This is a genomic window from Micromonospora gifhornensis, from assembly GCF_016863515.1.
GTDB lineage: Bacteria > Actinomycetota > Actinomycetes > Mycobacteriales > Micromonosporaceae > Micromonospora > Micromonospora gifhornensis.
In genome coordinates, this window is record NZ_BOPA01000014.1 from 232,547 (window position 1) to 244,546 (window position 12,000).

Sequence of the window (12,000 nt, forward strand, 5' to 3'; positions counted from 1 at the left end):
TCGTGCGTTGCACAGTCGGCAGCATGTGGAGTGTTCACCGGCCGGTGGCGGGAAGGTCCTCACCGCTGATCACGAAGCACCCGAACATCTCGCTGAGGACGCTCTGCTGGTGTGTCGTCAGCGGGTTCACGAAGACCGCGACGCCGACCTGCGCAGCCCGGCATGCTGTCGCGATCTCGCGTGCCTTGCCAGGGCTGAGCAGCGTCCGCCGGGAGAACGGCAGGCTCATCTTCGCCGCACCGCCGTGTGAGACACCGCGCCGCTGGACGTGCCGACTCACGACCCGCCCACCGTACGCCTGCACCGACGTCGCCAGTAGATCGAGCTTCGCGCCGATCCCGGTGTCCTTCGCCGAGAACAGGCCCACGAGCACCACGTCGGCGTCCGCCAGCACGGAGGTCGGTGGCCTGGGGGGATCTCGCCGCACGTTGCCATGGTGCCAGATGACGCTCGACATGCGCCGGCCGACACCGACGCGGCACCCGGTCCAGGGCGATCCGGTTGACATGTTCGCCATGCTGATTCCGCACGCCCATCTCCGGATCAGGCGAGGAGAAGCTATGCGCAAGCCGGTCAAGACTGCCGCCGTCCTTGTCGGGCTCGGTGTCGGCGTCGCAATCGGTCCCGCCCTCGGCCCGGTCGCTGTCTGGTCGGGTGCCGTGATCGTTGTGCTCGGTCTCGCGCTCGGCATGGTCGGTACGGGCGAATCCGACCTCGTCGGGGACGGCCTGGTGGACCACGACGGGGACGCCGGGGGGCCCGGCGACACGACGAACGCAGGCGCTGCCCCACAACGGCAGAACCGCCAACGACCCACCCTCAGCGGCCTGGGCACCCGGGTGGAACAGATCCTCAAACTCGCCGAGGAGCAGGCCAATGACCACCGTGCCGAGGCGCAGCGCGAGAGCGAGGCGATCGTGACTTCCGCCCGACAGGAGGCCGAAGCGATCCTGAACCGAGCACACGAGCAGGCAGCCGGAATTGCCGGCACCCGCCCGGATCTGTCTGCGGTTCGGCCGGCCGAGGCGGCGTCATCGAGCGAGAATCCGCACCGCTCCGCCTGACGGAGGCGGAGGCACCGTACGATCCGGTTTCGCAGGCGGATTCCCGAAAGCCGACCGGTTGTGGTGGCCCCGGGCGGTCAAAGGCCCGGGGCCACGCTTGCCGATTCGCGTCGGGTCACGATCCCCCCTGATGCGCTGCGGCCGTACCGGCTCTCAACCCCCCATTGCCGGTGCCAGAGTTCTGTGGTGCGGACTCTGGGCTGGCTTGCGCATCCCCCGTTTCGTCCCCTCCGCGATCGGCGTCACCGCCCGACTATGCGGTATGTGGCGTCGACATACCTGATGTCGGGTTCACCTGTTGCTTCACTATGGTTGTCCGCTACGGTGTCACTGCCACAACAGTGGTCGGGTGCGGCCAGTCAAGCACGTGAGCGGCGCCAATCGCAACCATTGTGGATAGAGCGCCCGCACTCGACCACAATGGTGGTGCGCGGGGTTTGATCAGGAGGGGGCCATGGCCGACTGTGCCAACGGGTCGTTCGCGGCCCGGCTACGGCACCTGTTCGACACCTGTCGCAAGCCCGGCACAGGCAAGCCGTACACACCGGACGAGGTGGCAAAGGCAACGGGGTTGTCGACCAGCTATGTCAACTACCTCCTCAATGGGCAGAGAGACAATCCCACGCGGTCGGCTATCCAGCAGTTAGCGAACTTCTTCCGAGTGCAGCCGAACTATTTCTTCGACTCGGTCGCACCGGACGCCGTCAGCGCGAACGTCGAGATGGAGGCCGATCCTGACCTTGAGACCATCACGGTGCTCGCCCGACGGATGCCTGCCGGGCCGTCTCGGGCGAGCCTGCGCGCGATAGTCGAACAGGTCGCCGCACTGGAGGCGCAGAGCAAGGCATCGGGTCGGCGAAACCAGCCAGAGTAGGCCGGGCCTCAGCGCAGCAGAATGAACGTCGGCACTGCGACGAGCAGACCGACGATGGTGCCGGCGAGGACCTGACCGGTGGTGTGCTCGCCCAACTGGACCCGTGACCAGCCGACGAGCGCCACCACGGGCACCGACACCAGGAGCGTCGGACCGAACTCGATCACAAGTACCGCGGCGGAGCTCGCGGCCACCGCCGCGTGGATGCTGAGTTTCCAGAAGAGGTTGACGACGGTGACTGCCACGCCGATGGCGAGCATCACGACAACCATGGCGAGGAGTCGTCGGGGAGCGTCGAAGCTGACCATCAGGGCAATGCCGGTGATGACCGACAACAATCCGTAGACCAGCGGAGTTCGCCGCTGCTCACGGACCCGAATGTGATGGTCCGTCAGCCGACCACGACGTACGCCCCACCAGATCAGACTGTTCGGGATGACGGCGCAGAAAAGCGCTCCGGTCAGCGCCCATGGCAGGCCTTCACGGATCGACGGAGCGCTGGCCGTTCCGACCACAACGGGCATGACAGCGGCCAGGAGGGCAGGCGCGAGCACTTCGGTCGCGATGCGAGCCACACGGTGGGCCGGTCGTCGAGCCTGACTGCTGATAGCTACGGTCACATCTGCATTCTGCTCCCAGCGGTCGAACCTCCACGAACTATCGCTCGATGGAACTCCCCGGAACCGGCTTCGTCTAGCTAAGCTGCCAGCTTGCGTCTGCCACCGTTGTGGTTGTCCGCTCGGCTGAACAATCGAGCGCCCTACCAGGACACCTGAACAAGCGGCAAGACGGTGTTCCGATGCGGGGCTCTCTACGCGGGGGGAGTGACAGTAGGCGATGTGGCACCAACAACGTCGAATACATCGCCTCCTGCGCCAGCTTGAGTTCGACCTGCCGATGCCGCTGACGGTACAGGCACTGGTGGCGACCCTGGAGACGGTACGACATCGTCGCATTCAGTTCGTCGCCATGAACGTCGAGCAGACGGGGCCATGTGGACTGTGGGTGGCTACGGCCGAAGCCGACTATGTCCTCTACGGCCGCGACTCGCCGCCGATTCTCCGGCTCCAGACGATCCTGCACGAGCTGATGCACATCGCACTGCGGCATGCCGGCTATGCAGCTCTCTCGCGGGGGACGGGCCAGGTCGGCGGCTTTGGTGACACGCCGACGGAAGTCGTGCTCGCGCGTTCGACTTCGGCCTTCGGCGAGCAGCAGGAGCACGACGCAGAGCTGTTGGCAACCTACCTGGGTGCCCGGCTCGACGGCGGGGATCAGGTAGGCGCCTTTGAGGATCTGGCGGACGCAACGGCAGCGGTGATGTACCGCATAGCTGCCGTTCTGGCGGAGTAGACGGGGAGAAGGCTCGTGGTGGTAGCAGCCGGACATGTAGTGGCGGCTGTGGTCGCCGCGGTGGCTCTGATCGTGAAGCTCTGGGCATTGCATCGAGATCCAGGTAACCGGAGGATCCTGGCGAAGGCGGGTATCTGTCTGGGATGCGGGATCGCGGTGACGGCCGGCTGGGCTCCTGTCCACAGCCTGATCGACAGGGTCTCGGGTGTGGCGAACCTGGCGAAGCCGATTGAGCACGGGTCGGCGCTGATCGCGGCCACCGCGATCCAGTTCCTGTTCCTTCATCTGGGTGACCCGGAGAAGGCGCGCAGGTTGATGCCACGGCGGCTGGTGTTCCTGGGCGTCGTGCTGGCTGTCATGATCGCGATGTTCCACGCCGCAGGCTTTCCTGAGTCGGAGCCGCTGCATTTCGCCGAACGCTACGGGGACATGCCGCAGGTCTCGATCTACATGCTCGCGTTCCTGCTCTACCTCGGGGTGACCGTTGTGGACATCCTGCGGATGTCGGTCGGATACGCGCGCTATGCCGGTACCCGGCTGAAGATCATCATGGGGTTGCTCAGCGCTGGTGCGGCGTTCGGCGCGGCGTTCGTCTCGCACAAGGCGCTGTTCCTCGGACTGAAGTTGGCCGACCTCGCACCTCCGTGGCCAGAGCCGGTGGTCACCCAGACACTTGTCACGTTCTCGGTGGTGTTGATCTGTTCGAGCTTCGTTCTGGCGACGTTGTGGAAGGCGGTGGACGGCGTTCGAGCCTGGCCTCGTCGAAGCGCGATGTACCGGGACCTGCACGCGTTGTGGTATCTGCTGTACCAGGCGGTTCCGGACATCGTGCTGGTGACGCCGCGGCGGCCCAAGCGGGATCCGTGGTGGGTGTTCGGCGTGGAGCAGCGGCTGTACCGGCGATGTGTGGAGATCGGTGATGGCATCCAGGCCCTGGGGCCGCAGGATGCCCAGGTGAGGACCGCCGCTTCAGGCCGGGCGGCTGAACTCGGCTGGGACGAGGCCCGGGCGGCAGCGGCTGGTGAGGCGGCGGCGATTCTGGTTGCCGTACGGCGTCTCGAACAAGGTCGTGTCGTTCGACGTGAGGTTGAACCTGACCTTGAGCCGCAGCCGGCGAAGGTTGCGCATGTCGACGTCGAGGCCGACGCCCGTAGGCTGGCGTTGATATCGATCTCGCTGTCTGAGCCATTGGTACGTGAAACCGTCGCCCGGTTCTCCGGTGAGCCCGCCTCCGGGGAGAGGGCGCGGCCCTGATGTTGTGGGGAGGGTGGGGTCCACAGGGGCTTCGACCTGCGGCCCGGGTGGAAGTTCAGCATTGCCGGCGGTACGGGCTGCCGTCGCGAGCCAGAGCTGACGCCCTGGGTTATCATTGCCGCTCAGGCGCTGCCCGTTCCCCCGTGCGGGCAGCGCCTGCTTTGCCTCCAAGGCGTTGACCGCGGCGGGGCTGGTGCTGGCCGGCCGGCGCGGTGTTGCTCACCGCGAAGTGGACGGTCAATCTTGCCGGGCTGCTCTGGGCGGCCGCCACCGCGGTCAGCGCGGTCGGCGTCGACCTACCGGACCGGCTCCGCCTCGCCGGAGTGCTGGCCGCACTGGCTGGCCTCGCCGCCGTCGCCGTTGTGTGGACCACCGGGACCAACGGCATGTCACCAACCCTGGAACAACTCGGCTACGCCCTCCAGCTACCCGTCATGATCTGGTACGGGTTGCTGGGCTGGCGGCTCGTACGGCGCCGGTGACCAGCCATCCTCGTCCTGCGCCCCGGTGAACCCGTCGGTGCGTAGGACGAGGATGGCTCGGCAGTCGTGGGATTTCAGCTTCCGGTGCAGGTGGCGGTGGTTCCGCTGCCGTTACCGGCGCCCTGGAATCCGAAACTGGTGGTCTGACCTGCGGTCAGTCGTCCGTTGTACTGCTCGTTCGTGACGGTGACGGTGCCGCTCGTACCGCTGCGGACGCCGTTCCAGACATTGACCACCGACGCGCCGCTCGGCAGGGTGAGGGTGACTCGCCAGCCGTTGAGCGCGGTGGTTCCCGCAGTGACGGTCACGTTGGCGACGAATCCGCCGTTCCACTGGTCCTGGACTATGTAGACCGCGGTGCAGGACGCGCCCGGCGGTGGGGTGGTCGGGGGTGGGGTGGTCGGAGGTGGTGTGGTGGGCGGCGGGGTGGTCGGGGGAGGCGTGGTGGGCGGAGGCGTGGTCGGGGGAGGCGTGGTGGGCGGCGGGGTGGTGGCCGGCGGACCGCCGTCGAGCGTCAGCTTCCAGCCGTCAAGCATGCCTGCGTACGGGGCGACATTCTCGACCCGTAGCTTCCAGGTGCCGGGTGTCGGCTTGCTCGACAGATCGAGGATGAAGGCTTCGCGGGAGTGTGCCCGATACGACCCGACGAGGCTTTCCTTGAGCAGGAAGGCCTGTCCGTCCGGCGCGATGAGGGAGAGTCGGAGGTCCCGGTTGTACTGGTGAGTGATGTTGGTTTCGACGTAGCTGGTGGTGGACGGTGCCCGGCCGCAGTCGGTCACGCTGATCGGCGATTCGATCGTGCCGTTCTCCGGGATCCGTACGTCGGCGGTGGCGATACCGCCGCAGGCCGGCGGCGGGAGGTCGACGCCCGCCAGGTTGAGTGTCCACGAGTCGAGGAACCCGGTGCCCTGGTTCATGTTGTCGCTGACGTAGAGCTGCCAGGTGCCGTTCGCCGTCTCCGACGACAGGTCGTTGGTGAACGTGTAGTCGACGCGCGTGGCGTCTCCGCCGGTGTGATCCAACAGGTAGTACCAGTCGCCGCTGGGTGAGATCAGCCGCACGTCGAGTTGACTGACGTTGGCGTGGGCGATGTGCACCTCGATCGTGCTGTTGCGGGCGGCGGCACCGGGACAGCCGGTGATGGTGATGGGGGCGCGCAGGTTGTAGCTCTCGCTGATCACGCGGTCGGTGCCGTCCGATGCGACGCAGCCGGGCGTATTGTCGATGCGCAACTGGTAGGCCAGCGGCCGGATCGCGCTGGTTCCGGTGCCGATCACCGAGATGGTGTAGCTGCCGGCCAGCATGGTCGCTGCGGTGCTGATCGTGAGTGTGGTGCTTCCGTTCGACGAGATGTTCGGTGGGTTGAAGGTGGCCGTCACACCGTCGGGCAGGCCGCTGACCGCCAGTGAGACCGGTTGGGCGGCGCCCCGGGTGACAGTGCCGGTGATCGTGGTCGAGACGGTGCCACCGGGCGTGACGGCGCCCTCGGCCGGGGTGGCGGTCAGGGTGAAGTCGTCAGCCGGGACTGTGGCGCTGACGTGGAGCAGCCGGTTCGGTGAGCCGATGCCCGCGTCGGTCACCACGCCGGGGGTGGCGTCGTCCAGGAGCGCCTGGGTCACCTGCGCCGGGGTGTAGGTGGGGTTGTTGGCCAGGACGAGCGCGGCGGCCCCGGCGACGTGCGGGGCAGCCATCGACGTACCGGAGGCGGTTCGGGTGGCGGTGTTGCTGTCGATGAACGCCGAGGGGATGTCGACGCCGGGTGCGAACAGGTCCACACACGTACCGATGTTGGAGAAGGCTGCGCGTGCATCGTTGGGGCCGGTGGCGGCCACGGTGATCGCCTCGGGGACGGAGGCCGGGGTGGTTGTGCACGCGTCGGCGCCGTCCTCGTTGCCCGCCGACACCACGTAGGTCACGCCGTCGGCGATCGACCGTTGCACGGCGTCGACCATGGGCTGGTACGCCACGCCGCCGAGGCTCATGTTCGCCACCGCCAGTTCGCCCGGGTCGTGGTCGCCGGTCACCCAGTCGACCCCGGCGATCACCTGTGCGGAGGTGCCCCGGCCGATGCAGTTGAACACCCGTACGGCCACCAGTTGCACGTCCTTGGCCACCCCGTAGGTGGTGCCGCCGAGTGTGCCGGCCACGTGGGTGCCGTGGCCGTAGCAGTCGTTGGCCTCGGCATCGTTGTCGACGAAGTCCCAGCCGGACACGGCCCGCCCACCGAAGTCGGTGTGGGTCGCGTTGATGCCGGAGTCGATGACGTACGCCCGTACGGCCGGTGTGACCCGGGGGTAGGTGAACGAGTTGTCCAGCGGCAACGCGCGCTGGTCGATGCGGTCCAGACCCCAGGACGGGGTGGGGCTCTGCACGTCCGCCACGGAGACCGTGTGGTTCTGCGTCACCGAGGCCACCGCCGGGTTGGCGGCGAGCCGGCGTGCACCGCGTTCGGAGAGTCGGGCCTCGAAGCCCCGCAGGGCGTGCCGGTAGACCTGGCCGACGTTGCCGCCCTGCCGTTCGGCGAGGGTACGGGCGGTGGTGTCCACGGCCTTGGCTCCGACGGCGGCATCCCGCAACACGACGATGTAGGAGCCGGTCACGGCGCTCGGGCCGCCCGCGGCGAGGATCTGCCCCTCGGCCGGGGCGGTCACCGCGGGCGCGGCGGCTGCGGTGAGGGCCAGCACGATCGCTGCGGCCACGATGCCTGAGCGGAGCAGGGAGCGACTACGTTGTCCAGCCGGTGTCATGTCTACCTTCCCTGGCGAGGGCCACGCGCCCAGAACCGACCGCGTGGGGATCGCCCGGCGCTCGTCGGCGAACGACCACCGGAGACGTTGGTCGGTGGGCCCCGGTGTGAGAGGGGGTGCCCCTTCGGTCGACTGTGGCTCAGCACGGTCGCGAAGTGACCTGCGTCGATATCACAATCGTTCATGATTGTTTCGCTGTCAACGAAAGATTCTGTGGGTGAGACCAACGACGAAGCGGTCAGAGGCGACGAGCGCGAACCTGATCGACAGGCCCCACCGAGGGCGGGCCGGTGGCCGTCCTGGCGAAGCGGCGGGCCAGGTGGCCGAAGGCATCGGTGAGCTCGGCGGGGCCGACGACCTCGATCTCGGTGTCGAAGCGGGCGAGGGCGGCGGCGAGGCTGGGCCAGGACCAGGAGCCGAGCGTGAGCCGGCAGCGGTTCGGGCCGACCTCCTCGACGATCCCCTCGCGGGAGTAGCGGGCCACTGCGGCCGCGGGCAGGTCGAGGATCGCGGTGCCCTGGCAGGGCCAACCGGTGACGCCGTCGGCTGCGCCGCGGAACCTGCCGGTGACGAAGGTGCCCACATCACCTCCGGGTAGCTGCCTGGGCGTGAAGCGGGGCCCGTTGGGGGTGCGCAGGCTGATCCCGTCGACGCGAAAGGTGCGCCAATCCGACCGGCCGAGGTCCCACGCGACGAGGTACCACCGCCCGTCCCAGGTGACGACGTGATGTGGCTCGACGCGGCGCGGTGGCTGCTCGGCGGCCTCGGGGCCGTAGTCGAAGCGGAGGATCTCGCGCGCGTGCACGGCGGAACTGACCGCCAGGAGCACGCCGGTGTCGATCCGGGCTGCTGGTCGGGTGGCAGGCCGGTCGACGGCGGTGATCTGAAGAGCTTTGACGCGGTGCCGCAGCCGCGACGGCATGACCTGCCGGACGGTGGTCAACGCCCGGACTGCCGCTTCCCCGGTGCGGTCGCCCAGCGTCGTGGCGGCGACCTGCAACGCGACGATGACGGCGACGGCCTGCTCGTCGTCGAAGAGCAGCGGCGGGAGTTCGGTGCCGGCGCTGAGTCGGTAGCCGCCGTCGGGGCCCCTGACCGCGGCGATGGGGTAGCCGAGCTCACGCAGCCGATCGATGTCACGGCGCACCGTTCGCAGGCTGACGTCGAGCCGCTCGGCCAGCAGCGCACCCGGCCACTCTCGGCGCGTCTGCAGCAGCGACAGCAGCGCCAGCAGTCGCGCGGAGGTCTTCGGCATGGGTGCGAAACTAACCGCAGTAGGTGACACAACCTGTCACCACAGTTGTCGAGTCTTGGGGCGACGCCGGCCGGACGCTCCGGCCGGGATTCTCACCAGGAGTCTCATGAGCATCACCACTACCGCCCACCTCAACTTCCGGGGCAACGCCCGGGAGGCGTTGGAGTTCTACCAGTCGGTGTTCGGCGGCGAGATCATGGTCATCACGTACGGCGATTTCGGGATGCCGAAGGGACTGCCCGACGCCGGCAAGGTCGTGTGGGGTCAGATCGCGGCCGCCGACGGCTTCCGCGTCATGGCCTACGACGTGCCCGGCCAGACTGTCGCCGGCGGCGCGTCGCAGCACTCGACCCGGCGCGAGAACGGTATGACGCTGACCGGCGAGCCATTCTTCCTGTCCGTTCGCGGGGAGACCGTCGAGGAGGTCGGCGCGCTGTGGGAGAAGTTGGCGGACGGCGCCACGGTCGTCGAGGCCTACGGCCCGGCGCAGTGGGCGCCGGCGTTCGGGATGCTGACCGACCGCTTCGGCATCACCTGGATCCTCGACGTCGCCACCGCGTACGCCGGCGCCTGATCCTCATCCTGGCAACGGGACGAAACGACGCCCAGCCCGACACCCTCGTCCCGTTGCCAGCAGCGGCGCAGGCTCGGCACGCCGACACCTCGGAGATCATCGCCACCAGGCTCCGCCGGTAGCACCCTGACGAGGGAGTGGGTGATCCAGGAACTCTCGGCGAGGGCCGGCATCACCGGCCACCCATAGCCGTCCCGGCTATCCCAGCCGGACGCACGGGCTGGTGATCGGGGAGCTCGAGCTCTGCGCCGTGCGGGAGTGCCCGCCCGCCGCGTTATAGGTGGATGATAGTCCGCAGGAAGCGTCAGGAGGAGAAGCGGATAGGACGACTCCGGCTCGGCGGCATCCTGCTCGGCACGGCCGACGCGGAACGGTTGCGCGCCTGGTACGTCGCCGCCTTCGCCCCGGTGGAGACACCGTCAGGATCTCCCGACTTCGGCGGGTTTGAGATGCTGGTGGATGGCCGCGGCGAGGCGTCTCTCGCGGCGAGGCAGGGCGACCGGCAGTGAGGTGCTCGTGTATCCCAGGGAGGATCACCAACCAGCCACATACGCGGTGCTCAACTTCCCTGTCGACGACATCGAGCAGTGATCGGGCGCGGTTTTCGGCAGGCGTGCGGTGGCGCTGGTCAGTCGTAGTCCACCAGACCGGCCCGGATGGCGTTGATCGCAGCGGTCGTGCGGTTGGGTGAGTCCAACTTGAGCATGATGCTCGCGACCAGGCGCTTCGCGCCGTGGCTGGAGATAGCGAGTCGCCGTGCGATCTGCTTGTTGCTCAACCCCTTCACCAGCAGGTTGAGCGCCTCGGTCTCACGAGCAGTCAGGTTCACCGTGCGCGTACGGGTGCTCGGCCCCGGCTCGTCGGCGCGGGCGAGCAGGGCACGGGTCAGCGTGGGTGGCATCGGCAGCTCGCCGCGACGAATCCGTTGCAAGGTGTCGCTGAGCAGGTTGGCGGTGAGGCGCTGCTGGGACACGAAGCCGTCCACCGGCATCGAGGCCAGCTGAGTGACGTCGGTGATAGCCGCCTCATCGACGAGCAGGATGACGTGGGTGCTGCCGCGTACCGCCCGACCATCCTTCTCGAGCCAGTGCGCCTCGGGTAGCGCCACGATGAGGAAGTCGACGCCGCCGAACTGCGACAGCATCTCGTACTCCTCTCGCGAGCCGCAGCGGTGCACGGTCGAGACCTCCGGCACGCTACCGAGCACCGCCTCGATGCCCCGGCCGAACACTTCGTTGTCCACCAGGACCGCAACGGTAAGTGTGCCGCGGTCAATCTCGAGCATGCTGTGCATGTCACTACCTCCGCTGTGTTGCTGGGTTGTGCGGTGTCAGCTCGTGGACGTCGTACCCTCGTCGATCGGCTAGGCCCGATGGATGAGGCGGCGCCGCGCAGGTGCCTGGGCTAGGGTGGTAACCGCGTCGCCGCGGAGAGTCCGCCTTCGGCCTCGGTGGCCGTTGTCGTGAGACGAGGCGTCGTCCGGATCGTCTGTCACGTCGACCGCTTGACGGCGTGTGCCGTCTCCGCCGACCTCCATCGGCTACAGGCTCATGGTGCTATTGGTGACCGCGACGGTCCATCTCCTGACGTGCGCAGTGGCTGAACAGCCTCTTTCTCCGCAATAGCCGGTGGGCCGCCATCGCTCGAGAATGGCGGCCCACCGGCTGGTGACGGTATGGGTCAGACGGGGTCGATCAGCCCGTACGCCCGGATCGGGAAGGTGCCCATGCCCGCGACGGCGACCGGCGCGGCGTGGAAGCGGAAGCCTGCGGCCGGCAGCCCGTCGAGTCTGCACAGATGCTCGACGATCGGGATGCCCGCGGCCAGCAGTCCGGTGTGCGCCGGCCGGTGCAGGTCGGCCATGTCGTCGATGTTTACCGAGTCGATGCCGACCACCGCCGGGGCCTGTGACACCAGCCAGGAGACTGCCTCGGCGGTGAGGAACGGATGGCCCGCCGCGCCGTAGTCCGCGGTGCCCCAGTGCCGGTCCCAGCCGGTGCGGATGAGCACCGCCCTGCCGCTGACGGCCAGGCCGTCGAAGACATCCGCGCCGATAGCCGGCGTCGACGAGGCGCTGACGTCGACGAGCACACCCGGGACGTCCACCAGCCGCGACAGCGGCACCTGGGACAGGTCGTCACCGTCGGCGAAACGATGGAACGGCGCGTCCAGATAGGTGCCGGTGTTGGCGACCAGGGTCACCCGGCCAATCTGGAACTCGGTGCCCGGCGCGTACCGGGCGCGGGACTCCTCCCGCGACAGGTGATCCTCGATGTACGGGCCGGGTAGACCCGGGTACGTCGTCATGCCGTGCTGTACGACGTGCGACAAGTCGACCAGACGGGCACCTGACCCGGATCCGGTGGGGTGGGGCTGCGGTGCCACCGCTCTGTTCAT

General features: G+C 68.2%; 12 protein-coding genes and 1 pseudogene. 7 read left to right on the forward strand and 6 right to left on the reverse strand.

The window, feature by feature from the left end:
* Positions 1 to 34 precede the first annotated feature (34 nt).
* The gene (locus Vgi01_RS09255; protein WP_204290717.1) at positions 35 to 427 is read right to left on the reverse strand and encodes an HflX-like GTP-binding protein; all 393 of its coding nucleotides are present in this window, start codon (positions 425 to 427) and stop codon (positions 35 to 37) included.
* Between the two features lie 379 nt (positions 428 to 806).
* On the opposite strand from Vgi01_RS09255, the pseudogene Vgi01_RS09260 reads away from it, so the two are divergent.
* Positions 807 to 951: pseudogene (locus tag Vgi01_RS09260) on the forward strand (cell division protein DivIVA); the annotation flags it as partial.
* 567 nt (positions 952 to 1,518) lie between these two features.
* Positions 1,519 to 1,938 (forward strand): helix-turn-helix domain-containing protein, encoded by a 420-nt coding sequence (locus Vgi01_RS09265; protein ID WP_204290718.1) that lies wholly within the window; start codon positions 1,519 to 1,521, stop codon positions 1,936 to 1,938.
* Between the two features lie 8 nt (positions 1,939 to 1,946).
* Here Vgi01_RS09265 and Vgi01_RS09270 read toward each other — a convergent pair whose 3' ends face one another.
* Positions 1,947 to 2,462: a phosphatase PAP2 family protein gene (locus Vgi01_RS09270; RefSeq protein ID WP_239088849.1), complete on the reverse strand. Its 516-nt coding sequence runs from the start codon at positions 2,460 to 2,462 to the stop codon at positions 1,947 to 1,949.
* Between the two features lie 313 nt (positions 2,463 to 2,775).
* Here Vgi01_RS09270 and Vgi01_RS09275 point away from each other — a divergent pair, with 313 nt between their 5' ends.
* The 3 genes from Vgi01_RS09275 (at position 2,776) to Vgi01_RS09285 (ending at position 5,027) form a co-directional block, all read left to right on the forward strand.
* Positions 2,776 to 3,291 (forward strand): hypothetical protein, encoded by a 516-nt coding sequence (locus Vgi01_RS09275; RefSeq protein WP_204290719.1) that lies wholly within the window; start codon positions 2,776 to 2,778, stop codon positions 3,289 to 3,291.
* A 48-nt stretch (positions 3,292 to 3,339) separates the two neighbouring features.
* Positions 3,340 to 4,545 carry an MAB_1171c family putative transporter gene (locus Vgi01_RS09280; RefSeq protein WP_308441768.1) on the forward strand — a complete coding sequence of 402 codons (1,206 nt, stop codon included), beginning with the start codon at positions 3,340 to 3,342 and terminating at the stop codon, positions 4,543 to 4,545.
* Positions 4,546 to 4,757: 212 nt separating this feature from the next.
* Entirely contained in the window at positions 4,758 to 5,027 is a 270-nt protein-coding gene (locus tag Vgi01_RS09285; RefSeq protein WP_199180146.1) for a hypothetical protein, read from the forward strand.
* A 74-nt stretch (positions 5,028 to 5,101) separates the two neighbouring features.
* Here the strand turns inward: Vgi01_RS09285 and Vgi01_RS09290 are convergent, their stop codons facing one another.
* Together Vgi01_RS09290 and Vgi01_RS09295 are read right to left on the reverse strand one after the other, a co-directional pair.
* Positions 5,102 to 7,726, reverse strand: coding sequence for a S8 family serine peptidase (locus tag Vgi01_RS09290; protein WP_239088850.1), 2,625 nt, complete (start codon positions 7,724 to 7,726; stop codon positions 5,102 to 5,104).
* Between the two features lie 286 nt (positions 7,727 to 8,012).
* A complete protein-coding gene (locus Vgi01_RS09295; RefSeq protein WP_204290722.1) occupies positions 8,013 to 9,029 on the reverse strand; it encodes a helix-turn-helix transcriptional regulator in 1,017 nt (338 codons plus the stop codon).
* Between the two features lie 106 nt (positions 9,030 to 9,135).
* On the opposite strand from Vgi01_RS09295, the gene Vgi01_RS09300 reads away from it, so the two are divergent.
* Together Vgi01_RS09300 and Vgi01_RS09305 are read left to right on the forward strand one after the other, a co-directional pair.
* Positions 9,136 to 9,603, forward strand: a complete 468-nt coding sequence (locus Vgi01_RS09300) for a VOC family protein (protein WP_204290723.1) — start codon at positions 9,136 to 9,138, stop codon at positions 9,601 to 9,603.
* Positions 9,604 to 9,887: 284 nt separating this feature from the next.
* Positions 9,888 to 10,112 (forward strand): hypothetical protein, encoded by a 225-nt coding sequence (locus Vgi01_RS09305; protein ID WP_102659317.1) that lies wholly within the window; start codon positions 9,888 to 9,890, stop codon positions 10,110 to 10,112.
* 119 nt (positions 10,113 to 10,231) lie between these two features.
* Here the strand turns inward: Vgi01_RS09305 and Vgi01_RS09310 are convergent, their stop codons facing one another.
* Both Vgi01_RS09310 and Vgi01_RS09315 read right to left on the reverse strand, forming a co-directional pair.
* Positions 10,232 to 10,888 (reverse strand): helix-turn-helix transcriptional regulator, encoded by a 657-nt coding sequence (locus tag Vgi01_RS09310; RefSeq protein WP_158244917.1) that lies wholly within the window; start codon positions 10,886 to 10,888, stop codon positions 10,232 to 10,234.
* 395 nt (positions 10,889 to 11,283) lie between these two features.
* Positions 11,284 to 12,000 carry a cyclase family protein gene (locus Vgi01_RS09315; RefSeq protein ID WP_204290724.1) on the reverse strand — a complete coding sequence of 239 codons (717 nt, stop codon included), beginning with the start codon at positions 11,998 to 12,000 and terminating at the stop codon, positions 11,284 to 11,286.